General features: G+C 62.4%; 22 protein-coding genes. 6 read left to right on the forward strand and 16 right to left on the reverse strand.

Annotated features, from left to right (window positions below):
- Window positions 1-21 precede the first annotated feature (21 nt).
- Window positions 22-1,053, reverse strand: a complete 1,032-nt coding sequence (gene ompA, locus MUW49_RS01530) for a porin OmpA (RefSeq protein WP_103858230.1) — start codon at window positions 1,051-1,053, stop codon at window positions 22-24.
- Between the two features lie 279 nt (window positions 1,054-1,332).
- Window positions 1,333-2,340 (reverse strand): SGNH/GDSL hydrolase family protein, encoded by a 1,008-nt coding sequence (locus MUW49_RS01535; RefSeq protein ID WP_041211862.1) that lies wholly within the window; start codon window positions 2,338-2,340, stop codon window positions 1,333-1,335.
- 234 nt (window positions 2,341-2,574) lie between these two features.
- Between MUW49_RS01535 and MUW49_RS01540 the strand changes: the two genes are divergently transcribed.
- Window positions 2,575-2,955 (forward strand): NirD/YgiW/YdeI family stress tolerance protein, encoded by a 381-nt coding sequence (locus MUW49_RS01540; protein ID WP_039040598.1) that lies wholly within the window; start codon window positions 2,575-2,577, stop codon window positions 2,953-2,955.
- A 57-nt stretch (window positions 2,956-3,012) separates the two neighbouring features.
- Here the strand turns inward: MUW49_RS01540 and mltC are convergent, their stop codons facing one another.
- The 5 genes from mltC to MUW49_RS01565 all read right to left on the reverse strand — a co-directional run bounded on the left by mltC (window position 3,013) and on the right by MUW49_RS01565 (window position 8,085).
- Complete coding sequence (gene mltC, locus MUW49_RS01545; protein WP_041211728.1) at window positions 3,013-4,116, reverse strand: membrane-bound lytic murein transglycosylase MltC; 1,104 nt, start codon at window positions 4,114-4,116, stop codon at window positions 3,013-3,015.
- Window positions 4,117-4,235: 119 nt separating this feature from the next.
- The gene (locus MUW49_RS01550) at window positions 4,236-4,508 is read right to left on the reverse strand and encodes an oxidative damage protection protein (RefSeq protein WP_010675742.1); all 273 of its coding nucleotides are present in this window, start codon (window positions 4,506-4,508) and stop codon (window positions 4,236-4,238) included.
- A complete protein-coding gene (mutY, locus tag MUW49_RS01555) occupies window positions 4,505-5,590 on the reverse strand; it encodes an A/G-specific adenine glycosylase (RefSeq protein ID WP_244812348.1) in 1,086 nt (361 codons plus the stop codon). Before mutY ends, MUW49_RS01550 begins: the two co-directional genes overlap by 4 nt.
- A gap of 168 nt (window positions 5,591-5,758) precedes the next feature.
- Window positions 5,759-6,442 (reverse strand): GspB family T2SS assembly factor variant ExeB, encoded by a 684-nt coding sequence (gene exeB, locus MUW49_RS01560; protein ID WP_042882413.1) that lies wholly within the window; start codon window positions 6,440-6,442, stop codon window positions 5,759-5,761.
- A complete protein-coding gene (locus tag MUW49_RS01565; protein ID WP_010675739.1) occupies window positions 6,442-8,085 on the reverse strand; it encodes an ExeA family protein in 1,644 nt (547 codons plus the stop codon). The genes exeB and MUW49_RS01565 overlap by 1 nt, the downstream gene beginning before the upstream one ends.
- 229 nt (window positions 8,086-8,314) lie before the next feature.
- On the opposite strand from MUW49_RS01565, the gene MUW49_RS01570 reads away from it, so the two are divergent.
- Entirely contained in the window at window positions 8,315-9,553 is a 1,239-nt protein-coding gene (locus MUW49_RS01570) for a multifunctional CCA addition/repair protein (RefSeq protein WP_103858232.1), read from the forward strand.
- A 90-nt stretch (window positions 9,554-9,643) separates the two neighbouring features.
- On the opposite strand, the gene MUW49_RS01575 is transcribed toward MUW49_RS01570, so the two are convergent.
- Both MUW49_RS01575 and MUW49_RS01580 read right to left on the reverse strand, forming a co-directional pair.
- On the reverse strand, window positions 9,644-10,909 hold the full coding sequence (locus MUW49_RS01575; protein WP_039040595.1) for an inorganic phosphate transporter: 1,266 nt from the start codon (window positions 10,907-10,909) through the stop codon (window positions 9,644-9,646).
- 25 nt (window positions 10,910-10,934) lie between these two features.
- On the reverse strand, window positions 10,935-11,615 hold the full coding sequence (locus MUW49_RS01580) for a TIGR00153 family protein (protein ID WP_010675736.1): 681 nt from the start codon (window positions 11,613-11,615) through the stop codon (window positions 10,935-10,937).
- A gap of 169 nt (window positions 11,616-11,784) precedes the next feature.
- Between MUW49_RS01580 and MUW49_RS01585 the strand changes: the two genes are divergently transcribed.
- Window positions 11,785-12,738, forward strand: a complete 954-nt coding sequence (locus tag MUW49_RS01585) for a CYTH domain-containing protein (RefSeq protein ID WP_161470350.1) — start codon at window positions 11,785-11,787, stop codon at window positions 12,736-12,738.
- A gap of 79 nt (window positions 12,739-12,817) precedes the next feature.
- Here the strand turns inward: MUW49_RS01585 and MUW49_RS01590 are convergent, their stop codons facing one another.
- The 7 genes from MUW49_RS01590 to hslR form a co-directional block, all read right to left on the reverse strand.
- Window positions 12,818-13,288, reverse strand: coding sequence for a glycine zipper 2TM domain-containing protein (locus MUW49_RS01590; RefSeq protein WP_010675734.1), 471 nt, complete (start codon window positions 13,286-13,288; stop codon window positions 12,818-12,820).
- Between the two features lie 131 nt (window positions 13,289-13,419).
- The gene (locus MUW49_RS01595; RefSeq protein ID WP_128296204.1) at window positions 13,420-13,872 is read right to left on the reverse strand and encodes an N-acetyltransferase; all 453 of its coding nucleotides are present in this window, start codon (window positions 13,870-13,872) and stop codon (window positions 13,420-13,422) included.
- A gap of 137 nt (window positions 13,873-14,009) precedes the next feature.
- Window positions 14,010-15,812, reverse strand: coding sequence for an aminopeptidase P family protein (locus tag MUW49_RS01600; RefSeq protein WP_244812349.1), 1,803 nt, complete (start codon window positions 15,810-15,812; stop codon window positions 14,010-14,012).
- 33 nt (window positions 15,813-15,845) lie between these two features.
- Window positions 15,846-16,511, reverse strand: coding sequence for a GntR family transcriptional regulator (locus MUW49_RS01605; protein WP_103858235.1), 666 nt, complete (start codon window positions 16,509-16,511; stop codon window positions 15,846-15,848).
- A 173-nt stretch (window positions 16,512-16,684) separates the two neighbouring features.
- Window positions 16,685-18,310 carry a phosphoenolpyruvate carboxykinase (ATP) gene (pckA, locus tag MUW49_RS01610; RefSeq protein WP_069784268.1) on the reverse strand — a complete coding sequence of 542 codons (1,626 nt, stop codon included), beginning with the start codon at window positions 18,308-18,310 and terminating at the stop codon, window positions 16,685-16,687.
- Window positions 18,311-18,459: 149 nt separating this feature from the next.
- Complete coding sequence (gene hslO, locus MUW49_RS01615; protein ID WP_010675729.1) at window positions 18,460-19,344, reverse strand: Hsp33 family molecular chaperone HslO; 885 nt, start codon at window positions 19,342-19,344, stop codon at window positions 18,460-18,462.
- 104 nt (window positions 19,345-19,448) lie between these two features.
- The gene (gene hslR, locus MUW49_RS01620) at window positions 19,449-19,847 is read right to left on the reverse strand and encodes a ribosome-associated heat shock protein Hsp15 (RefSeq protein ID WP_010675728.1); all 399 of its coding nucleotides are present in this window, start codon (window positions 19,845-19,847) and stop codon (window positions 19,449-19,451) included.
- A gap of 213 nt (window positions 19,848-20,060) precedes the next feature.
- On the opposite strand from hslR, the gene exeC reads away from it, so the two are divergent.
- From exeC to exeE, 3 genes are read left to right on the forward strand one after another with little or no spacing between them, the layout of a single operon-like run.
- Entirely contained in the window at window positions 20,061-20,912 is an 852-nt protein-coding gene (gene exeC / locus MUW49_RS01625; RefSeq protein WP_272865916.1) for a GspC family type II secretion system variant ExeC, read from the forward strand.
- Between the two features lie 21 nt (window positions 20,913-20,933).
- Entirely contained in the window at window positions 20,934-22,988 is a 2,055-nt protein-coding gene (exeD, locus tag MUW49_RS01630) for a GspD family T2SS secretin variant ExeD (RefSeq protein WP_010675726.1), read from the forward strand.
- Window positions 22,988-24,493: a GspE family T2SS ATPase variant ExeE gene (gene exeE, locus MUW49_RS01635; protein WP_103858236.1), complete on the forward strand. Its 1,506-nt coding sequence runs from the start codon at window positions 22,988-22,990 to the stop codon at window positions 24,491-24,493. The genes exeD and exeE overlap by 1 nt, the downstream gene beginning before the upstream one ends.

Below are 24,493 nucleotides of genomic sequence, written 5' to 3' on the forward strand. Positions count from 1 at the left end.
CCGTTTTGTTTGGGGTCGTCGTTATTGCTGTACTTCCGAGACGCCCTGTACCTTGACCTCTACCCGGCGATCCGGGGCCAGGCAGACGATCAGCTCGCGCTTGGATTTGCTGGTGCAGCTGTCGCCGGTGACGGGAGACTGCTTGCCACGCCCTTCCACATTGACCTTGCCGGCAGGCAGGCCCTTGCCAATCAGGTAATCGGCCACGGTCCGGGCACGCTGCTCGGACAACTTCTGGTTGTAGGTCTCGGAACCGATGCGGTCGGTATAGCCGATGACGGTGGCCGACCCGTCTTTGGGCCTGGCCTCTTCAATCTGGCTGTAGAGGGTATCCAGCGCCTGCCCGGCCTGGGGCTTGAGGGTGGCCTTGTTGAAGTCAAACAGCACGTCCGAGCTCAAGGTGAACTGCTTGTCGACCATCACGGGCTCGGGCGCGGGGGCGGGAGCAGCGACCGGCAGAGCCGGTGCAACCTGACCGAAGCGATAGACGGCGGCCAGGGAGAGCAGGCCGTTGTCCATGCGTAGGCCGGTATCGTCACGGCTGCCATACGGGGTGCTGTACTGGTATTCGAGGCGGGCTGCCCAATCCAGGTTCAGGGCATACTCCGCACCGAGCGCGCCGACGAAGGTGAAGCGGCTGTCGTTTTCCAGCTGATCGCTGTCGGTCCAGCCATAGCCGCCCCCGACACGGCCGTAAAGGTCCAGATTGTCCGCAACCGGGAAGCCCAGTTTCAGCGTGAGCTGGGCCAGCTGGGCTTGCACGGAGTCATTGAAGGCCGCGCCATTGCGGGTGCCGCTGTACTTGAGCTTGCCAAGGTAGTCATAACCGAGTTCGACACCCAGATTCTGGTTGATCTGGTAACCGGCGAACGCACCGGCGCCGACTTCATCGTCGTCTTTGTCGGTGATGGCGATGGCGTTGCTTTCATCGACACCGTAGAAGTTGGACCAACCCAGTTTGGCACCGCCATACCAGGTGTTGTCTTGTCCGGCTGCCTGGGCGTTGGCCGCAAGCAAGCCTGAAACCAGCAAGGTAATCAGTGTTTTGTTCATAGATGCCTCTGCAATCTTGTGTGTGGGGAGCGCGAATTCATGTCGCCTCGCCTCGTGGGTTGGGCCTGTGTTCGACCACAACACGTTTAAACGTAGCTCGCTTTTCTCGATCTACAAGCAACTGATATAAAACATATTGTGATATCCATCTGCATCATAGTGGAGACAGAAGAGCGCCGGGGAACCGTGACTCGAATCTGTGATGGGTGTCATATGGGGTTGCTTTCCCTTGTCGGCAAGAGGGCCGGCGAAGCGCCGGCCCTGGCAGGATGGCCTCCGTTATCGAGGGAGGAATTCGTACTCCTGTTCGATGAAGGCGGCAGCCCGCTCGCTCAGGGCGGCGTGTACCACTGTGGTGGGGTGGACCTGGTCCCAGAACATCTTGCCTTCACAGTTCAGCTCGCCCGCACTGCGGCGCGCCATGGGCGTTGCGACGGCCTGAGCCAGCAGAGGGTTGCCGGCGATGGCAAGGCGCTCCTCGGGATTGAAGGGGGCCAGTCGACTGTCGGTGGCGGCGCTGCGGGAGGCGAACGGCTTCCACACATAGCCGCCGCCATAGCAGGCGTGTTCGGTGTCGCTCAGGCCGAAGTTCTGTGGCTCGCGCAGCATCTCGGCGAACTGCTTGTCGATCTCGAACAATTTCACCATGCCGGTGGGAGCCAACTGGCGTGCCAGATTCAGCAGCAGCTGGTTGTGGTAGGCGGAGACATGGCTGGCTGCCTCGACCACTTTCTGGCTGCGGGCCGAGGGGTTCTGGCCCAGATCCGGCAGGTTGAACAGCAAGATCTGCTTGGCACCGTTCAATACCATGCGGTTGGCCGCATCGCTGATGGCGTCGCGCACCCGCTTGGCATCCTGCTCGGTGTTCCAGCCATAGGCCAGGTAGTCGTTGGCACCGACCCAGAGGATCACCAGATCGTCGGGCTTGAAGCCATCCTTTTGCAGGAACTGGGTCACCTCGTAGTCCAGGTTGTTGATGACCTGATACTTGGGGTTCCAGGAGATCTTGTTGTAGGCCACGGCAGTGGCGCCCCCTTCCGCCTCGTTGGCGATGGCGAGGCCCGGGAAGTGCTGGGTGAGCTGCTCCAGCCAGACCGGGCCGTTGGAGAAGCGGCCCTGATGGTAAGGCGGGCTGGAGGGGAGGTAACCGCGCATCTTGTCGTACATCTTGCCGGTATCGGAGAGGCTGTCGCCGAACATCACGATGCGGGAGAAGGGGGGACGTGTCTCGGCGGCATGGGCCGTGAGGGCGAAGAGACCCAATAAACACAAAAGCCATTTGTTCATGTAGCTGTTCTCATGGATGGGGCAGGGCGGGCCTGCGGGCTGTTCCTCGATGGCGGCGGGCTGGGAACCCGCATGGCCAGGTGAAAAGGTATCCACTCGAATACATTTTTGCAGCATGCCGTGGCCATTTAATCGCTTGCGATCACATCACTCCTCCCTGAATGGGGAGGCTTCACGTTTGTTTCACGCGCCCCCGGGCAAGATGCCCTCATACAGCAAAGACAGGAGCATGAAATGAACAACGCAAAAGCAATCGCCCTGGTGGCCCTGATGTCCGTCTCTTCTTTCGCCATGGCGGCCTACACCGGCCCCAAGGAGCAGAACAAGGTATCGGTCGCCCAGTTGAAAGACGTGGCCGATGATCAGTGGGTGACCCTGGAAGGCAAGCTGGTCAAACACCTGGGTGGCGAAAACTACCTGTTCCGTGACGACAGCGGCGAGGTGGAAGTGGAGGTGGACGGTGACGTGTGGCGCGGTACCGAGGTAGGCCCTGACGATCTGATCCGCGTGCGCGGCGAGGTGGACCACAGCTGGAACAAGACCGAAGTCGAGGTGGAACACCTGGAGAAGGTGGGGGCTGCGCCCCTGAGCAAGGGTGGCTTCATCGCCAAGTAAGCTTTCTGGCCACAGTAAATGAGAAGGGCGCTCCAGGAGCGCCCTTCTTGCATGCCATCAGCCAGCCCGGCTTGCGACGGTTCGCTTGAACCCCTTCTCGGCCTGATTGACCTTGTAGAGATAGCGGCGAGCCTCTGCCTTGGGATGTTGTTCGGTCAGTACCTGATAGACGGCCTCGGGGGAGAGGCGGTTGATCATGCCGGGGGCCGCCTTGCGATCGTTGGAGAAGGTGTTGAGCACCCCTCCGGCACCACCGTTGTAGGCGGAGATCACCGCATAGCGGCGGGACTGGGGATCCTGGATATCCGCCAGATAGACGGTCTGCAGCAGGTGCAGGTAGGCGGTCCCCACATCGATGTTGTAGGCCGGATTGAACAGATCTTCCCTGGTCGGCTGGCCATCCTTGCCCTTGACCCTTACATAGACATCCCGCCCAGCGGTAGCCGGGATCACCTGCATCAGGCCATAGGCGTTGGCGTGGCTGACCGCATAGGGGTTGAAGCTGCTCTCGGTCTTGATCACCGCGTAGATGAGACTCTCGGCGACCCCGTACTTGCGGGAGGCATCGCGGATGATGCTGGCGTATTTGTAGCCGCGCCTGTCTTCGTGGTTGGCCACCATGGGAATGTCGATGAAGAAGATGTTGCGGATCCCGAGGGTGCGCTTCTTCATCGCGTTGGCGATCAGATAGTCGGCATAACGCTCTGCACGCCAGCTGGAGCGGATCGCTTGCCCCTGGTTGTCCAGCACCTGGCCATAGAGGAAGGGCTCGCCACCTGGCATGATCTCACGGTCGGAATAAAGGTCGACCTCTGCCGGATCGTCCGGGGTCAGCAGGGTTTCGATGATGGCGCGACGCAGGTGGGCACGGGGATCCAGACCCGAGACGGTCTCCACCATGATGTGACCGCTGGAGAAATCGATGTGGGCGCGGCTCTTGTACTGATCCGTGTATTTGACGTAGTCAAACTTGCCCGCGAACAGCGCCTCGCGCCCCCATATCTCGTTCACGTTATGGGAGAGCGCACTGATCATGTGTTCAAAACCGCGCACGTCCTTGCCGTTGACCAGATCATCATCGCCACCCCCGCTGGTCTGGGGTGTGGATGAACAGGCAGAGAGAAACAGCAGGGCGCACAGCAGCCCAAAAAAACGACCCATAAGATCCTCAAACCGGGCGGTGGGGCCGCCCGTCACTGACTGGCCTGAGCCAGGATTGGTGTCACCCTGCGGCATATTGACGACTCAGGGGGACGCTGGCCCTTTGACTCGATTCCCGCTCACTGGCTGGGAGGGGTGTAGCCGTCGATCTGGACTTCACCCGCGTCGAACAGATAGCTGACCATCTCTTTTTCCAGCAACTGGCGGTGCTCGAGATTCATCATGTTCAGCTTCTTCTCGTTGATCAGCATGACCTGCTTCTTCTGCCACTCGGTCCAGGCTTCCTTGCTGATGTTGTCGAAGATCCGCTTGCCGAGTTCACCGGGGTAGAGTTGGAAATCGAGACCCGGCGCTTCTTTCTTCAGGCGCAGGCAAAATACGGTACGGCTCATGTTGACCTCTGTGGTTGCAAGTCTGGTTGTAAGTCCGGGTAGGCGAGCAGACGGGCCGTGGCCGCCGCCAATCCCACCTCGGCAGGATGGCGTAAGTTATACCAGAGTCGGGTATCCGCTTCCATGAGCAGGGGGGCGGGCGGAACAGCCATTTCGATCAGCAAAGGGCGGATATCGAGGTGGAAGTGGCTGAAAGTGTGACGAAATCCAGCGAGCTCCTGATAGGCGGCATCCTCCAGCCCCAACTCCCGCAGTCGTCCGGTCACCTCGGTGAGGGATTCCACCTGCGGGAAGCAGTAAAGCCCGCCCCAGATCCCTTGCGGCGGACGCTTCTCCAGCAGCAGCTGATCGCCGTGGCGGATGATCAGCATAATGCCGTTGCGTGCCGGAATGCTCTTCTTCGGCTTGCAGTGAGGGTAGGCGGTGGGGTTGCCCTGCGACAGCCCCTGGCAATCGGCCTGCACCGGGCAGCGCTCGCAGGCGGGCTTGCTGCGGGTGCAGACGGTGGCCCCCATGTCCATCATGGCCTGATTGTACTGGGCCACCCCGACGCGCGGGGTGAGGCGGGTCGCCAGCTCCCAGAGATCGTGCTCGACCTGCTTCTGGCCCGGCCAGTCCGCCAGCGCCAGCCAGCGGGTGAGTACCCGCTTCACATTGCCATCCAGGATGGCGTGGGGCTGGCCCAGAGAGAGGGAGAGCACGGCCCCGGCGGTGGAGCGACCGATGCCGGGCAGGGCCATCACCTCTTCCAGTTGTTCCGGAAAGAGGCCGCCGTGCAGATCGCGGATCTGCTGGGCAGCCTTGTGCAGGTTGCGCGCGCGCGCGTAGTAGCCAAGCCCGGTCCAGTGATGCAGCACCTCGTCGATGGGGGCGTTGGCCAGGGCCAGCACGTCGGGGAAGCGGGCCATGAACCGCTCGTAATAGGGGATGACAGTGGCAACCTGGGTCTGTTGCAGCATGATCTCGGAGACCCAGACCCGGTAGGGGGTCTTGTCCTGCTGCCAGGGCAGGGTCTTGCGGCCGTGGATCTGGTACCAGTCCAGAATGCGGGTGGCGAAGGTGGTGTTGTCTGAGTGGCTCACAGTGTGCTCATGTTCTGATGATAAGTCCGCCCGCCATCAGGAGGGCGATCCCCGACCCGGCGCATGGCAATGGTCGAGTGTAGGTTATTGATGAAAAAGGGGAGCTCTCGGGCTCCCTCAGAATGGGCGGTGACCCTCCCGGGGGGAGGGCCACCGGATGCCGGCAGATCAGCCGCGCCAGTCTTGCAGCGCCTTGAGGCTGGCATACTGGCCGTCGACCTGCAGGACGATGTAGTCCTGGGCGATGGCTGCCAGGATGACACCGGGGGCGATCTCATTCCCCTCGCGCCACTCCCGTCCATTGAGCACGACGGCCCGCTTGGCCGGGTCGGAGGAGTAGTTGTGGGCACCATAGGTCAGGGACGGTACCTGCTGTTTCAGGGCCGGGGCCAGGGCGCCGAGGGGGATGGCACTGGTCTGGACCTGAGCCTGGGGCGCACTCTCTTCCACCAGCGGCGTGTTGTTGAGGGCGGCCATCAGCCGTTCTGCCAGACTCTGTCCCCCCTGGTTTGCGGTAGTCGCAGCCGGGGTTGCGGCAGGTCTTGGAGCGACCACGGGCTCCGGCAGGGGGGGCGGCAGCGGCCGGGTGATCATGGGCCTGGGTTCGACCCGCACGAAGGGGGGAGTCACCACTTCCTTCACTTCGACCTGCTGTTCCACGGGTTTGAGGTGATAGAGGTGCCAGCCATAGTTGGCGGCGGCGCCCATCACCAGGGCCAGGGGCACCAGGGCCCACCAGATCCAGCGGCGGTTGGGCTCCTCTTCCTGGCTCACGGGCAGACCCATGAGCGGCATATGGGGGGTGAACTGGGGCTGGTCGGCCCGGCGCAGGGCCTTGAGCAGGGTGGACATCAGGAGGCCTCCTCGACCATGGGATCCGTCTCATCATCCGCCACGCTGTCGAGATCGACCGGCGTGCTGGCTCGCAGGGATTCATCCTCCAGCCTGGGCATGGGTTCGCCGGAGGCCACATTCAGCCGCAGCAGGGTGTTGCTGCCGGCGATGCCGTCCGGGGTCAGTCCCTGCTCGCGCTGGAACTGTTGCAGCTTGTTCTTGAGGGTGGCATCAAAGCGGCTCACCTTGCGATCGGGTTGCTGCATGGCGCGGCTAAGGGCGTTGTCCAGCCACTGCACCTGGGCAGCCCCGGCATTGCTCGCTATCAGGGGCACGTTGCCCCTGGGCATGCGCCAGAGCAGGGTGTAGCTGCCGCCCCAGGCGTCGGAGAGCCACTGCCTGTCCACCTGCCAGCTCTGGTTGCCGATGAGCAGGGAAGCCTTGTCCGCCCCCAGGCTGACCAGGGTGGCGTAATAGAGGCCGCCGGTCTCGTCGGTGAGACTGATGAGGGCCGGGTATTGCAGCGCCTGCAATTGCGCCAGGGAGGCTTCTCCCTCCTGGCAGCGCAGGCCCGCACGGGGGGCATTGTCGCAGGTTGCCTCCTCCAGCTCGGCCTGGTAGCCCCATACCTTGTAGAGATTCTGCATGGCGACGTCCGGCTCCAGCGCCTGATTGATGGCGCGGGTCAGCTGGGCCTGCTGCTCCGGCGTGTCATCCACCTTGACCGGTACCTCGACCTTGACCAGGGGGCGGGCTGGGAAGAATCCAAAGAATTGCCAGCCCCACCAGCCGGTGGCGACCAGCAGGGCGCCCACCAGGGCGACCGTGAGGCCGGATTGCCAGCTTCCCTCGTCGCGAATGCCGCTCACCTCATACGCGGACTGGCTGATGTCCCCGTGCACTATCTTGTGGCTGCCACGGGCGAAGGCGGCGATGAGGGCGCGGTCGCAGATGAGGTTGATGAGACGGGGAATGCCCCCGGAGAGGCGATGCAGGGTCTGGATGGCCCTGGGGGTGAAGATGGGCTGGACGCAGCCTGCCACCTGCAACCGGAAGCGGACATAGGCATCCACATCCTGGCGCGACAGCGGCAGCAGGTGATAGCGGGCGGTGATCCGCTGCGCCAGCTGGCGCAGCAGGGGCTGGCGCAGCATCTGTTGCAGCTCGGGCTGGCCGATGAGCACCACCTGCAGCAGTTTCTTCTCGTCTGTCTCCAGATTGGTGAGCAGTCGCAACTGCTCCAGCACGCCGGGCAGCAGGTGCTGGGCTTCATCCACCAGCACCACGCTGCGCTTGCCTGCCGCCAGATTCGCCAGCAGATGATCCCGGATAAGGTCGAACAATTGCTTGAGGCTGGCCTCTTCGCCGTAGGGCAACTGGAATTCGTCGCAGATGGCGGCCAGCAGATCCCGCTCGGTCAGAGAGGGATTGAGGATGTAGGCGATCTCGGTGTCAGCGGGCAATTGCTGCAGCAGACAGCGGGAGACGGTGGTCTTTCCCGTACCCACTTCCCCGGTCAGCAGCACGAAGCCACCACCGTCCTGCAACCCGTAGTTGAGGTGGGCGAGGGCCTCCCCGTGACGCTCGCTCATATAGAGGTATTTGGGGTTGGGCGAGATGGAGAACGGGGGCTCCGACAGACCGAAGAACTGTGTGTACATAAGGATCCATTCCATTGTTATGGGCGGCAGGTTAAAGCCTCCCAAAAGGGATGTCAAAGACCCGGATACCATAAGGGGAGCTGGCTCGAACCACGGGCTGAGTCGCCCGGGACGATGACGGGAAGCCGCCGCCCGGCCGAGTGATGGCGAGCCTGGTGCGACGGGTTCACATCGTCTCTCTTGGCCAAAAGCGGTATCATCGTGGCAAGTTTATCGAGGGAGAGTGCGCGTGCAGATTTATCTGGTCGGAGGGGCGGTGCGGGATCGCCTGTTGGGATTGCCCCAGGGGGATCGGGATCACTTGGTGGTCGGCGCCACGGTGGAGCAGATGCTGGGTCTCGGATTCACCCAGGTGGGCCGAGACTTTCCAGTCTTTCTTCACCCCAAAACCCAGCAGGAGTACGCCCTGGCGCGCACCGAGCGCAAGCAGGGGCAGGGTTACACCGGCTTCGTCTGCCATGCCGCCCCCGAGGTGACGCTGGAGCAGGATCTGCTGCGCCGGGATCTCACCATCAACGCCATCGCCGAAGATGAGGACGGGCAACTGCACGATCCCTACAGCGGCGTGCAGGATCTGGAGGCGCGGTTGCTGCGCCATGTCTCGCCGGCCTTTGCCGAGGATCCCCTGCGCATCCTGCGGGTGGCGCGCTTCGCCGCCCGTTTCCATGCCCAGGGGTTCGTGGTGGCCCCCGAGACGCTGGGGCTGATGCGCGAGATGACGGAGGCTGGAGAGCTGGCCCACCTGACCCCGGAGCGGGTCTGGAAGGAGCTGGAAAAAGTGCTGCTGGGGCCGACACCCCAGATCTTCTTCGAGGTGCTGCGCGAATGCGGCGCACTCAAGGCGCTCTTCCCCGAGCTCGATGCCCTGTTCGGTGTGCCGGCCCCTGCCAGATGGCACCCGGAGATCGACACCGGCATCCACACCATGATGGTGCTGGCGCAGGCATGTCGTCTCTCCCCCGAACTGACCGTGCGCTTCGCGTCCCTCTGCCACGACTTTGGCAAGGGGCTGACCCCGCCCGCCTTCTGGCCGAGCCATCACGGCCATGGTCAGAAGGGGTTGCCGCTCATTCGCGATTTTTGCGAGCGCTTCCGGGTGCCGAACGAGTGTCGCGATCTGGCACTGCTGGTGAGCGACCTGCACACCCATATCCACATTGCCTTCGAGCTCAAGCCCGCGACCCTGCTCAAGGTATTCGACAAGGCCGATGCCTGGCGCAGACCGGAGCGCTTTACCCAGCTGCTCGATGCCTGTCGCGCCGACTTCCACGGTCGTACCGGCTTCGAAGAGAAAGTCTACAGCCAGCCGGACTATGTCGCTCAGGCCCTGGAGGCGGCGCAGGCTGTGCCGGTCAAGGAGATAGTGGCGGCCGGCTTCAAGGGGGAGGCAATCCGCGAGCAGCTTGCCAAACGGCGGCTCGATGCCATCAGCCGGGTGCGCGACGAGTGGACCTTTATCGAGGAGTAAACGGCGCAGCCGATCGACGGCGTGATATGGGCGAAGCATAAAAAAGCCCGGGTCAATGACCCGGGCTTTTTGTCGTGCGGCGTGGGCTGCTCAGGAGAAGCAGGCCTGCAACACGTAGAAGATGGCGATGGCCAGGATGGCGCCCGCGGGCAGGGTGATGACCCAGGAGACCACGATGTTGCGCAGCACGCCCAGGTTCAGGGCCGCGATGCCCCGTGCCAGACCGACGCCCATGACGGCACCGACCAGGGTCTGGGTGGTGGAGATGGGCAGACCGGTGCCGGAGGCTATCACCACGGTGGCGGCGGTGGCCAGCTGGGCTGCGAAGCCACGGCTCGGGGTCAGGTGGGTGATGCCGGTGCCGACGGTCGCCATCACCTTCTCGCCCATGGTGGCCAGACCGATGACGATGCCGATGCCGCCAAGGGGCAGGATCCACCAGGCGATGTGGGAGCTGCCGCCGATCTCGCCGCCGGCAGCCACGATGGAGGCGACTGCAGAGAGCGGACCGATGGCGTTGGCCACGTCGTTGGAGCCATGGGCGAAGGCCATGGCGCAGGCGGTGATGATCATCAGGATGCCGAACACCTTCTCCACGTTGGCGAAGTGCATCTTGCTGTCATCTTTCGGGTTGTACTGCTGGCCGCGGATATAGATCCAGCCGGCAAACGCCACCGCGATGGAGATGGCGACGGAGAGCAGCGCGCCTTCGCCATTGCTCAGGTGCAGACCGACGTGGGTCAGCCCCTTCTTGATGGTGACCAGGCAGATGACCAGGGACGTCAGGAACATGTAGAAGGGGACATAGCGCTTGGCATTGTCCAGGGGATTGTCCGTGTTGAAGATGAGCTTCTGCACGCTGATGAACATGAAGTAGGCGATGATGCCCGAGATGGCCGGCGTGACTACCCAGGAGCCGACGATGCCGCCAAACTTGTTCCACTGTACCGCTTCCGGACCGATGCTCACCACGGCGAAGCCCACGATGGCGCCGATGATGGAGTGGGTGGTGGAGACGGGCCAGCCGAAATAGGAGGCCAGGATCAGCCACAGACCCGCAGCCAGCAGGGAGGCGATCATGCCGAGCACCAGCAGATCCGGCGTGTCGGCAAAGGCGTTGCTGTCGATGATGCCGCTGCGGATGGTGGCCGTCACTTCGCCACCGGCCAGATAGGCACCGGCAAATTCAAAGATCATGGCGATGATGATCGCCTGACGGATGGTCAGGGACTTGGTGCCGACCGATGTGCCCATTGCATTGGCGACGTCGTTCGCACCAATGCCCCAGGCCATCAAAAAGCCGAACAAGGCCGCCACGAGCACCAGGGTGGTGCCGTAATTCGCGATAATGTCCATTAGTAGTGTTTACCCAGTCAGTCGATTACGAACGAGCCAGCATCAATTCCAGACGGGCGCCAACGCGCTCTGCCTGATCAGCCAGGTCACCTACCCATTCGAGGATCTTGTAGAGGAACATAACGTCGATCGGATTGTATTTGTGCTCAACGGCTTGCAGCTGTTGGCGCAGTCCGATCTGCATGGTGTCAGTATCGTCCTCGATGAGATCCAGCTGGTGGATCATCTCGGCAACCATTTCAACTTCACGTCCTTTAAAGCCGGTTTCAAGCAGCTCATCGAGTTCTCCGATGGCTTTTTCGGCTTGGGCGGTCGCATCGATACAGCGTTTGAGATAGGCCATGAAATCGGCGCGCATCTCGGTGGGGAATTCCATCTTGCGGCCAAGCATGCGACCGGAAATATCCTTGGCACGGTTGGCAATCTTGTCCTGCTGGGTCAAGAGCTCCAGCAGATCGGTACGGGCGACCGGCAGGAACAGGCCGCGGGGGAGTTTCAAGCGGATTTCGCGCTTGAGGATGTCCGCTTCTTTTTCCAGCTGGGCGATCTGTTGCCGGATCTTCTCGGCATCTTCCCAGCGGTCTTCAGCGACGGCATCAAAGAAGGGAATGAGCTGTTCGCAGCACACGTGAACCTTGACGATATGCTTCTGCAGCGGCTTGATGGGGGACTTGGCAAAAAGACCCAAAATAGTATTTACTGGCATGGCCAAACCTGTGTCGGTGAAAAAACACTCGATACGATTTTATGAGGGGCGCATGGTAACCGAACTGTGCCATCAATAAAACCGTGAATTAATCGTGAACTGTCGCTGGCATTATATCCTCGCGACCCTGAACATGCCCCCCAAAGTTGCCCGCCAGCCCGGAATGACTATGCAAACTGAGATCGAGATAAAGTTTTTCGTCACCAGCAATATTCAAGAATCCCTCTCCAACATTCTGAATTCACTAGAGATTATCTCTTCCAATCAAGCCACTCTTGGCAACGTCTATTTCGACACGCCCGATCTGGGTTTGCGTGGGCTCGAGATGGGGTTGCGCATTCGTCGCAGCGATGATTTTTCCGAGCAGACCATCAAGTGCCGGGGGCAGGTCGTGGGCGGATTGCACGCCAGACCCGAGTACAACACCCCGGTAGAGGGAACCATTCCGACCCTGTCTGCCTTTCCTGCCGATATCTGGCCGAGTCTGGTGGTGCGCGATGAACTCCAGAGCCGTCTGGTGGCCCAGTTCAGCACCGATTTCCTGCGCCGCCACTGGCTGATCGCATTCGGAGATGCCGAGATCGAGCTGGCCTGGGATCAGGGGGAGATTGCCGGTGCCCTGGGGCGTACCGGGATCGACGAGCTGGAGCTGGAGCTGAAATCCGGCGATGCCCGCGCCCTGTTCACCCTGGCGAGCAAGCTGGCGGCGCTGGGAGGATTGCGGCTGGGTGCCCAGTCCAAGGCGCAGCGCGGATACAGGCTGGCTGGGCTTGGCAAGCCACTGGCCGTGCAGCCCCTGCAAGGGATTGAGGGCAAAGATCAGAAGACCAGCATTACCCTGGGTATGCAGCACTGGCAGTATCATGAGCAGCTCTGGCTCGAGAGTGGCGATGCTGGCGAACAACAACGGGCGCTGCATGCTCTGCTCGAGGGGGTATCCCTGGTTGCCGAGGCGGCAGGCACGCTGACGGTGCCCCCCTCCTGGCTGGCCGACCTGCAGGCACAACAGCATCTGATGATGCAGGTGGCCGGGGATCGTGCATCACTGCATGCCCTGTTCCACCATGCCGACCTGGTGGGCCTGCAGCTGTCCATCGCGGCCTGGCTGCATCTGGGCGGGTGAATCCTCAGTGGTGCAGAGCGCAAAAAGGTGAGCCCGGGCTCACCTTTTTTTATGGCATTGTGCACCTTGAGCGGCGCTATCAGTTCACCACGGCCACGTTGATGGTGCCGTTGCCCTGGGTCATGCGGACCCGGGCGCCAGGCACAAAGGTGGGGCTGGCCTTTTGTACCACCACGATGGATTCGCCGTTCTCTTTCTTGATCTCGAGCTCGACCCCGTCAACCTGGTTGAGTTTGTCCCCTGCCGCCTTGCCGGCCGCCGCACCCGCGATGGCGCCACCGGCCGCCGCGATGTCACTGCCACGACCGCCGCCTATGGTGCTGCCGAGCAGGCCGCCGACCACGGCACCGCCAATGGTGCCGATCAGGGAGTTCTCATCGGCCTGGATCTTGACGGGGCGGGTGGAGAGGATGGTGCCATAGCTGACGGTCTGTACCTGCTTGGCGCGATCCTTGGTGTAGACATCGCCGGAGTAGACGTCGCTGTTGGCACAGCCGGTGATGGCGGTGGTGGCCGCCAGCAGGGTGACGAGAGCAATACGTTTGAACATGATGGGCCTCCTGGGCGGGCATCGGATTAATCTGGTGATGAATTGCACTTTACGCCAACCAGATTGCGCATTAAACCCGCAAAGTGTAACCAATTATGTGGCCGGAAGGCTCCCGTGCCGGTGGTGGATGGTCAGATCAGGGCTTTTTCCAGCAGCAGGCGATCCTCGCCCGGCCCGAAGTAGCCTCTCTCTTCTGCCAACTGCTGATAACCCAGCCTTAAGTAGAGGCGCTGGGCCGGATTGGCGGGATCCACGGTCAGCCTCACCCGGGCAACCTGCAAATGCGCCAGAGCCTGCTCCACCTGCAACATCATTTGCTCGGCCAGGCCGAAGCCGCGTGCTTCGGGACGCACCGCGAGGGAGAGCAGCCAGCCCTGCGACCGATCCTGACCAAGCCCCCCGAGGGCATAGCCCAGCAGCCGGCCTTCCCGCTCCGCGACAACCAGCAGTTCGGGCCACAGATCCATGGCCTGGCGAAAGAAGAAACCGGGGTAGACATCCTCGCCGAAGACATCGGCATCTATCTGCCAGATGGCGTGCATGTCGGTGTGGGTGGCAAGGCGCAATACGGGGGACGAGTGCATCGGGGCTCCTCTCATCGGGTCTCTGCTGCGGGGCAGCCAAAAAGGAGGCACAGGGTAGAAGGGGCGGGGAGTCGATGCAAGGGGGGCATTTGTGGCATGCCGCGGATAAAGAAACAGGGCCCGCAGGCCCTGTGTCATCAGAGGAGGCTGGTCGCCTGCTCCAGCCAGGCGAGATCCTCGCCCTCCAGCAGCGGGCTCAGACGGCGGTAGACCTCCGCATGGTATTCGTTGATCCAGCGGAACTCCGCCGGGCTCAGCAGGCTGCGATCGATGAGGCGGATATCGAACGGCACATAGGTCAGTCGCTCGAAGCCCAGCATCGGCTGCTCGCCACGGGCCTCCTGTTCGGTCACCACCACCAGGTTTTCACAGCGGATGCCGAAGGCATCTTCCCGGTAGTAGCCCGGCTCGTTGGAGAGCACCATGCCCGGCTGCAGGGCCACCAGGCTGCCCTTGGGGGCGATGCGCTGCGGGCCTTCGTGCACGCTGAGGAAGTGGCCGACCCCGTGACCGGTGCCATGGTCGTAGTTGTAGCCGGCTTGCCACAGGGGCATGCGGGCCAGCACGTCGAGCAGGATGCCGGCTGTACCGCGGGGGAAGCGGGCCTGATCCAGGGCAATATGACCCTGCAGCACCCGGGTAAACATGGCCCTGTGCTCGTCGGTCACCTCACCCACCTTGACGGTGCGGGTGATGTCGGTGGTGCCGTCCAGGTACTGGGCGCCGGAGTCCACCAGATAGATGCTGTCCTGGCCGAAGGCCCGCGGGGTACCGTTGGTGTGGCGGTAGTGGCACATGGCGGCATTGGGGCCGAGTGCCGAGATGGTGTCGAAGCTCGGCTCCACATAGTGCTCCTGCTCGTGGCGGAAGGCTTCCAGCTGGTCTGCCAGGGTGCCTTCGTCCACACCGTCGAACTCGCCGCTGGCGATCAGGCGATCCAGCCAGGCCAGGAAGCGGGTGACGGCAACGCCGTCGCGCAGGTGGGCGGCACGCATGCCGGCCAGCTCCACGGGGTTCTTGCACGCCTTGGGCAGCATGGTGGGATCCTGGCCGGCCACCAGAATGGCGCCTGCCTCTTCCATCACGAGCTGGGTCCAGGCGTTGGCGGTGTTGGGGTCGGCCAGCACCTTCTGCTGATCCTCGCCGATGCGCTGCAACACGTCACCCAGCTTGTCGATGGGGTAGACGGAGACATCCTGCCCCACGTGCTGGCTGAAGGCGAAGCAGTCGATCTTGTCGGTATCGACGAAGAAATCCATGGTGGTGTTGGCGTAGAGCACCGCAAAGCCCAGCACCACCGGCAGGCGTTCCACGTCGCGACCACGCAGGTTGAGCAGCCAGTTGATGGGCTCGGCCTGGGTCAGCAGCACCGCATCCAGCCCGCGCTTGCGCAGATCGCTGGCCAGCATTTCGCGCTTGGCCTGGCTGGACTGGCCCGCCAGCTCCTCGCTGTAGAGGATGACAGGGCTCTTGGTCGGAGCGGGACGATCGCTCCAGTGCAGATCGATGGGGTTCTCGTCGATGCGCACCAGCTCGATGCCGCGCTCGGTCAGCACGGCGTTGGCGTTCTGATACCAGGCCAGGCTGTGCAGGCGAGCATCGAAACCGACCCGGGAGCCTGAGGGCAACTGCTCCGCCAGCCACTGTACGTGGGGGTCTTCATTGAGGTGGAGAAACTCGAACAGCTCGGCCGGCGCCTGCATGCGCGCCTGCACCGTATAACGACCGTCGATGAACAGGGCCGCCCGATGCGCCATGATGATGGCGAGCCCGGCGGAGCCGTTGAAACCCGTGATCCAGTCCAGCCGCTCGGCATAGGCGGGAATGTACTCCCCCAGATGCTCGTCGTCGTGGGGAACGATGAAGGCGTCCAGCTCCAGCGTGGCCAGTGTGGCCCTGACCTGGGCGACGCGGGTTTCAATAATCTCGAAATGGTTCATGTCGTTATTGCCAGCTTGTGGTGATGTGAGTGTTCATTGATGGTGGCCGCTTGCCAGGATCTGTCTGATCGATTGGCCTGCCGCCTCGATGTGTTGCTTGAGCAGTACCACTGCTTCGTGCTTGCGCCGGGCGCGGCACAGTTCAAGGAGTCGGGCGTGCTCCCGCTCGGCCTTGTCCACGCCGCCCTGGTCGAACAGCAGTTCGAAACGCACATAGCGGTCGCAGCTCAGATTGATCTGGGCGATCAGTTCCAGTGCCTGGGGGCGATTGGCTGCCTGGTAAAGGGTGGCGTGAAAGCGGTGATTCAACTCGGCCCAGTGTTCGATCTGGGTGCCAGACTCCAGCGCCAGATCAAACTGGGCGAGGATGGCTTGCGCCTGGGCGAAGGTCTCCTCCGTCATCAGGTCGACGGCGTGGAACAGGGTATCGGCTTCGAGCAGTGCCCGCAAATAAAAGAGCTCCTCGATGGCCGAGGCATCCAGCATGGTCACCACGGCGCCGCGATGGGCCTCGAACTTCACCAGCCCCTGGGCTTCCAGTTGCATCAGGGCTTCCCGTACCGGGATACGGCTCACCGCCAGCTCCTTGGCGATGGCGTCCTGGCGCAGGGGGGCGCCCGCTGCAAACTCGCCACGCAATATCCGGCCGCGGAGGTTCTCCATCACCATCTGGGTTCGGGTCTTGTAAGGTGGGGTCATGCTGGGGTCACGGGCAGGTTGCAAAATTGTATATTGTATAAAGTTTGGCTGAATCTAACGCGCAAGGGCCGTCAAGGCAAGGCTTGGCGGGAGTCATATGCCGCGCATCGGCCAAAAAAATACCGGCCAGCAGGGCTGACCGGTACGGGATTGCGAGATGCGATGCGCGTTTCTTACAACTGCGGGCCCGCCGCGACCAGGCGTTTGCCTTCGTCGTTGTCGGTGAAGCGCTCGAAGTTCTTGATGAAGCGCCCGGCCAGATCGGCCGCCTTGGCATCCCACTCTGCCTGGTCGGCGTAAGTGTCTCGCGGATCCAGGATGGCGGGGTTGACGCCCGGCAGCTCGGTCGGCACTTCCAGATTGAACACCGGCAGTACCTTGGTCGGCGCCTTCTCGATGGAACCATCCAGGATGGCGTCGATGATGCCACGGGTATCCTTGATGGAGATCCGCTTGCCGGTGCCGTTCCAGCCGGTGTTGACCAGATAGGCTTCAGCCCCTGCCGCTTCCATCCGTTTCACCAGCTCCTGGCCGTACTTGGTCGGGTGCAGGCTGAGGAAAGCCGCGCCGAAGCAGGAGGAGAAGGTCGGGGTCGGCTCTGTGATGCCGCGCTCGGTACCGGCCAGCTTGGCGGTAAAGCCGGACAGGAAGTGGTACTTGGTCTGCTCCTTGGTCAGCTTGGCGACCGGGGGCAGCACACCGAAGGCGTCTGCGGTCAGGAAGATCACCTTGGTGGCGTGACCCGCCTTGGAGACCGGCTTGACGATGTTGTCGATGTGATAGATGGGGTAGGAGACACGGGTATTCTCGGTGCGGGAACCATCGTCGAAGTCGATGGTGCCATCGGCGGCCACGGTCACGTTTTCCAGCAGCGCATCGCGGCGGATGGCGTGGTAGATGTCCGGCTCGGCCTCTTCGGAGAGCTTGATGGTCTTGGCGTAGCAGCCCCCTTCGAAGTTGAACACGCCGTGATCATCCCAGCCGTGCTCGTCATCGCCGATCAGCTGACGCTTGGGATCGGTGGAGAGGGTGGTCTTGCCGGTGCCGGAGAGGCCGAAGAAGATGGCCACGTCCCCATCCTTGCCCACGTTGGCGGAGCAGTGCATGGAGGCGATGCCGCGCAGGGGCAGGAAGTAGTTCATCATGGAGAACATGCCCTTCTTCATCTCGCCACCGTACCAGGTGCCGCCGATGAGTTGCATCTTCTCGGTCATGTTGAAGGCGACGAAGTTCTCGGAGTTGAGACCCTGCTCCTTCCAGTTCGGGTTGGTGCACTTGGCACCGTTCATCACCACGAAGTCCGGTTTGAAGGCCTTCAGCTCCTCTTCGCTCGGGCGGATGAACATGTTCTTCACGAAGTGCGCCTGCCAGGCCACCTCGGTGATGATGCGCACCGCCAGGCGGGTGTCCGGGTTGGCGCCGCAGAAGCCGTCCACCACGAACAGACGCTTGCCGGAGAGCTGTTTGGTGACCAGCCCTTTCAGATGTGACCACACTTCCGGGGTAATCGCCTTGTTATCGTTTTTACCCTGGTCAGACCACCACACAGTATCCTGGGTAGTGGCATCTTTGACGATATATTTATCTTTAGGGGAGCGGCCGGTGAAGATGCCGGTGTTGACGTTGACGGCGCCAAGCTCGGTGACGACGCCACGTTCGAAGCCCTCAAGGTCTGAGCGGGTCTCTTCAGCGAAAAGCTGCTCATAGGAGGGGTTGCGAACGATTTCCTGGCTGTTTTTGATACCGTATTGGTCCAGCTTCAGTTGTTGGGCCAGGGTGGGTTCTACCACGATTGTCATTGTATTCTCCTGGGTTCAGAGGTGTGTAGGGTTCTATCTGACGTTCATGCTACCACCTAGGTGGTAGTTTTTAGCGATCGCCATCAAACTTTATAAAATAGGGTATTTTTTTGTTATTTAAGTTAAAGGCGGGTTTTGCCCGCCTTTGATTAGTGTAACTGGTTTGCATCATTACCGGGAGCCCTGCTGAACAGGGTTTCGATGTCTATCCCGTCGAATTCGTAGTGGGCGCCGCAGTAATCGCAGTGCATGTCGATCTTGCCGAGCTCCTGCACCATGGATACCGCTTCTTCCTTGTCTATCTGCAGCAAGGCCCCTTCGCAACGGGCGCGGGAGCAGGTGCAGCGGAACTCGATGGCCTGGGGATCGAACACCCGTACCTTGTCCTGGTGGTAGAGGCGGTAGAGGATCTCTTCCGCGTCCAGACCGAACAGCTCTTCGTCCTTGATGGTGGTGGTGAGCTGGACCAGGTGGTCGAAATCTTCGCTGTGATCCTCGCTCTGGGCCGGCAGCTCCTGCAGCAGGATGCCCGCCGCACGGGGCTCGCCCTCGTGGTGGCCGGTGCGGATCCAGAGGCGGGTGGCGAGTTGTTCGGACTGGGCGAAGTAGTGCTCCAGACAGGCCGCCAGGGTGTCGGCCTCCAGGGCGATGATGCCCTGATAGCGCTCTCCCTGATCCGGGGTGATGGTGATGACCAGATGGCCGTTGCCGATCAGGCTTTGCAGCTTGCCGTCCGTCGGCAGTTCCCCTTCGTAGCGTGCCACGCCGCGCAATTGCTGGTTGTTGTCGCCGTTGATGACGGCCAGACGTACCGGACCGTCCCCCTGCAGCTGCACCGTGATGGAGCCTTCGAACTTGAGGGTGGCGGTCAGCAGGCTGGTGGCAACCAGCAGCTCGCCCAGCAGGTGCTGCACCTGTACCGGGTAGTTCTGGGCGTCGATGATGTGGCGGTAGGTACGATCCAGCTGGACCAGCTCCCCACGCACTTCGTACTCTTCGAACAGATAGCGATACAGGAGGTCTTGGTTACTCATCATGGTTTCCTAGGATGTTCTTGGGGAAAAATAAACACATTGTTAAACAGGTGGTTAGGAACTAATTCCTCCACCTGTCGTCATAAAGGGGCCACCGACGCGGATTAGGATTGCTTGACCCGGATAAGCTGGCGTCGCTCCTGCTTGTCAGGTCGGCGCTCCGGGCTTGGGGCAAACTGGCTGTTGAAGCGGCGGGCCTCGCTGTTTTCGGCCCGTTTCTTCAGGCTGGCCTCTGTCTCTTCATAGAGTTGCTGGGCCAGCGGGGCGGATTTGCGCTGCTCGCTCACCTCGAGCACCCGCACCTCCCGCTCGTCCTGGCCTTGCCAGAATCGCACCAGGGCGCCGACCTCGACCGCCTTGCCCGGCTTGGTGCGCTGGCCGTTGTAGTGCACCTTGCCACCGTCGATCTGATCCCGCGCCAGACTGCGGGTCTTGTAAAAGCGGGCAGCCCACAGCCACTTGTCGAGACGGACCTGAGTGCTGCTTTGTGCTGGATTCGACATGGATCGGCTCCGGGATGGCTGAAAAGGTGCCTGATTATACCAGAGGCGGGCCCCGGGATAGAAACAGGGGGCATCCGGGTGTGACGGAAACTGAATTTTCACCCCTTGGTCCCATCCGGTCGGTTGTCTCTGGGTCCATTGCCGTACACAATAGCCAACCGACTTGGATGCCAGACAATTTTGAGAAAGATGACGCTACCGTTCAGGGATGATTTGTTGACTTCCCTTCTGGCTCGCTGCAAGGCCATGCCACTTTCCCGTTTCAGCCAGCCCCTGTTCTGGCTTCTGCTGCTGTTGCTGGCCCAGCAGTGTGCCGTGCTCACCTGGCGCCTGTACGAACTGGCCCAGCCCGCTCCCCTGACCCCCTGGCAACCCTCGGTCACCTCGGTGCAGGGGAGTGGTGGCGATCGCCTCGATCTTGGCAACCTCAGCCGCCTCTCTCTCTTTGGCAAGGCGCTGCAACCCCAGGCGGACAAGGCGGCAGAGACGGTGGCGGCGGATGCCCCGAAAACCCAGCTCAACGCCCAGCTCAACGGGGTGCTGGCAAGCTCGGATCCCGCCAAGTCCATCGCCATCATCGCCCACAACGGGACACAGAACTCTTACGGCATCGGGGACTACATCGACGGTACCCAGGCCAGGATACGCCAGGTGTTTGCCGATCGGGTCATCATCGCCCGGGACGGCCGTGACGAGACCCTGATGCTGGACGGGGAGGAGTATGGCAAGCCCCTGCCCAAACCGGCCCGCCAGGAGGGGCTCTCCTCCGTGCGCAGCGAACTGCTGGGCAACCCGGGCAAGATCACCGATTACCTCAATATTTCTCCGGTCCGGGTGGACGGTCGCATGACCGGCTATCGCCTCAACCCGGGTCGCAATCCGGAACTGTTCAATCAACTCGGACTGGTCGCCAACGATCTGGCGGTCAGCATCAACGGCCTGGATCTGCGTGACAACGCCCAGGCCATGCAGGCGATGCAGCAGGTGGCGGGCGCCACGGAAATGACCGTCACCGTCGAGCGGCAAGGACAGCTCTACGACGTCTATGTCGGCTTGTCAGAATAATGAATTGGAGTAGCACCAAGAATGACAAATAAAGGGAAGGGCTGGCGTCTGGCCACCATGGCGGCAGCCTTGATGATGGCCGGTTCTGCCTGGGCCACCGAGTATTCCGCCAGTTTCAAGAACGCCGACATCGAGGAGTTCATCAACACGGTCGGCAAGAACCTGAACAAAACCATCATCATAGAGCCATCGGTACGCGGCAAGATCAACGTGCGCAGCTATGACCTGCTCAACGAGGATCAGTACTACCAGTTCTTCCTGAGCGTGCTCGACGTTTACGGCTTTGCCGTGGTGCCCATGAACAACGGCGTGCTCAAGGTGGTGCGCTCCAAGGATGCCAAGACCTCGGCCATCCCCGTGGTGGATGACACCAACCCCGGCGTGGGTGACGAGATGGTGACCCGGGTCGTGCCGGTGCGCAATGTCTCGGTCCGTGAACTGGCCCCCCTGCTGCGTCAGCTCAACGACAACGCCGGCGGCGGCAACGTGGTCCACTACGAGCCCTCCAACGTGCTGCTCATCACCGGCCGCGCCGCCGTGGTCAACCGCCTGGTGGAGGTAGTTCGCCGGGTGGACAAGGCGGGGGATCAGGACATGGACGTCATCAAGCTCAAGTTCGCCTCCGCCGGCGAGATGGTGCGGCTGGTGACCAACCTCAACAAGGATGGCAGCAATCAGGGGGCCAACGCCTCGCTGCTGCTCTCCCCCAAGGTGGTGGCCGACGAGCGCACCAACTCCGTGGTCATCAGCGGCGAGCCCAAGGCCCGTGCTCGCATCATCCAGATGGTGCGCCAGCTCGACCGGGATCTGCAGAGCCAGGGCAACACCCGGGTCTTCTACCTGAAATATGGCAAGGCCAAGGATCTGGTGGACGTCCTCAAGGGGGTCAGCTCCAGCATCGCCGCCGACAAGAAGGGCGGGGCGGCTGCCACGGCCACGGGCGGCGCCAGCATCGGCGGCGGCCAGCTCGCCATCTCCGCCGACGAGACCACTAATGCCCTGGTGATCACCGCCCAGCCGGATGTGATGGCCGAGCTGGAGCAGGTCATCGCCAAGCTCGACATTCGTCGTGCCCAGGTGCTGGTGGAGGCCATCATCGTCGAGATATCGGATGGTGACGGCATGAACCTCGGGGTGCAGTGGGCCAACACCAATGGCGGCGGCACCCAGTTCACCGACACCGGTCTGCCCATCGGCTCCCTGGCCATCGCCGCCAAGGATTACAAAGACAACGGCAACACCGACGGCCTGTCATCCCTGGCGGGCAGCTTCAGCGGCATGGCGGCAGGCTTCTATCACGGAGACTGGGCGGCGCTGGTGACGGCGCTCTCCACCAACAGCAAGAACGACATCCTCTCCACCCCGAGCATCGTCACCATGGACAACAAGGAGGCCTCCTTCAACGTCGGTCAGGAAGTGCCGGTGCAGAGCGGCTCCCAGAGCTCCACCACCAGCGATCAGGTGTTCAACACCATAGAGCGCAAGACGGTGGGGACCAAGCTGGTGGTGACGCCCCAGATCAACGAAGGAGATTCCGTGCTGCTCAACATCGAGCAGGAGGTCTCCAGCGTGGCACAGAAGCAGGCGACCGGGACCGCCAACCTGGGCCCCACCTTCGATACCCGTACCGTGAAGAACGCCGTGCTGGTCAAGAGCGGCGAGACAGTGGTGCTGGGCGGCCTGATGGACGAACAGACCCAGGAGCAGATCTCCAAGGTGCCCCTGCTCGGGGACATTCCGGTGCTGGGCTACCTGTTCCGTTCCTCCAAGACCTCCACCGCCAAGCGCAACCTGATGGTCTTCATCCGCCCGACCATATTGCGTGACGCCAATGTCTACTCCGGAGTCTCCAGCAACAAGTACACCCTGTTCAGGGCCGAACAGCTGAGCCGGGCTGCGGAAGAGGGCTATGCCACCTCGCCGGCTCGCCAGGTGCTGCCCGCCTATGGCCAGGACGTGATGATGTCCCCCGAGGTGCAGCAGCAGATCCAGAGAATGCAGGCCCAGCAGCAGGCGACCGCCACCGGCGTGCGCGCCCAGGTGCAGGAGCAGCCCTTCGTGCAGAGCAAGCCCTGATGGCCGCCTACCAGCTCGATGGCAGCGAGCTGCCGGCTCCCCTGCCGGAACTGCCGTTCGCGTTTGCCCGCAACTTCGGGGCCATCCTGACCGAGCGCCAGGGTGCCCCGGTGCTGCTCTGCCGCCAGGGCGTGACACCGCAAACCCTGCTGGAAGTGCGGCGGGTGGCGGGCTGCGCCTTCACGGTGGAGCAGATGGACGGCGAGGCCTTCGAAGAGCTGCTGATGGCCCACTATCAGCGTGACTCCTCCGAGGCGCGTCAGCTGATGGAGGATCTCGGCAACGAGATGGACTTCTTTGCCCTGGCCGAAGAGCTGCCCCAGAGCGAGGATCTGCTGGATGCCGACGACGACGCCCCCATCATTCGCCTCATCAATGCCATGCTGAGCGAGGCGATAAAAGAAGAGGCGTCCGACATCCACATCGAGACCTTCGAGCGGGCCCTGGTGATCCGTTTTCGCATCGATGGGGTGCTGCGGGAGATCCTGCGCCCCCATCGCAAACTCGCCTCCCTGCTGGTGTCGCGCATCAAGGTCATGTCGCGCATGGACATCGCCGAGAAGCGGGTGCCCCAGGATGGCCGCATCTCACTGCGCATCGGCGGCCGGGCGGTGGACGTGCGGGTCTCCACCATGCCCTCCAGCTACGGCGAGCGGGTGGTATTGCGACTGCTCGACAAGAACAACGTGCGCCTCGAGCTCAAGCAGCTCGGCATGACGCTGGCCAACCGCAACATCATCAGCGAACTCATTCGCAAGCCCCACGGCATCATCCTGGTGACGGGCCCGACCGGTTCGGGCAAGTCCACCACCCTTTATGCGGCCCTCTCGGAGATCAACTCCCGGGATCGCAACATCCTGACCGTCGAAGACCCCATCGAATATGACCTCGAAGGGGTGGGCCAGACCCAGGTCAACAGCAAGGTGGACATGACCTTCGCCCGGGGCCTGCGCGCCATTCTGCGCCAGGATCCGGACGTGGTGATGGTGGGGGAAATCCGTGACCTCGAGACCGCCCAGATCGCGGTGCAGGCATCCCTCACCGGTCACCTGGTGATGTCGACCCTGCACACCAACACCGCCATCGGCGCCATCACCCGGATGCGGGACATGGGGATCGAGCCCTTCCTGCTCTCCTCGTCGCTCCTGGCGGTACTGGCCCAGCGGCTGGTGCGCACCCTCTGCCCGGATTGCCGCGCACCGCACCCTGTCACCGAGCAGGAGCGTGTTGCCATGGGCATCGAGCTTGCGCCGGATCAGCAGATCTGGCGTCCGGTGGGCTGCGAGCAGTGCAACCACACCGGCTATCGCGGCCGGACCGGCATCCACGAGCTGGTGGTGGTGGACGAGGCGGTGCGCGAGGCGATCCACAGCGCCAGCGGCGAGCTCGCCATCGAGCGGCTGATCCGGGGTCACACCCCCAGCATCCGCCGCGACGGCATCGACAAGGTGCTCAAGGGGCAGACCAGCCTCGAAGAGGTGCTGCGCGTGACCCGGGAAGACTGA

The organism is Aeromonas sp. LsrichE-8G, assembly GCF_022869435.1.
Classification (GTDB): Bacteria; Pseudomonadota; Gammaproteobacteria; order Enterobacterales; family Aeromonadaceae; genus Aeromonas; species Aeromonas caviae.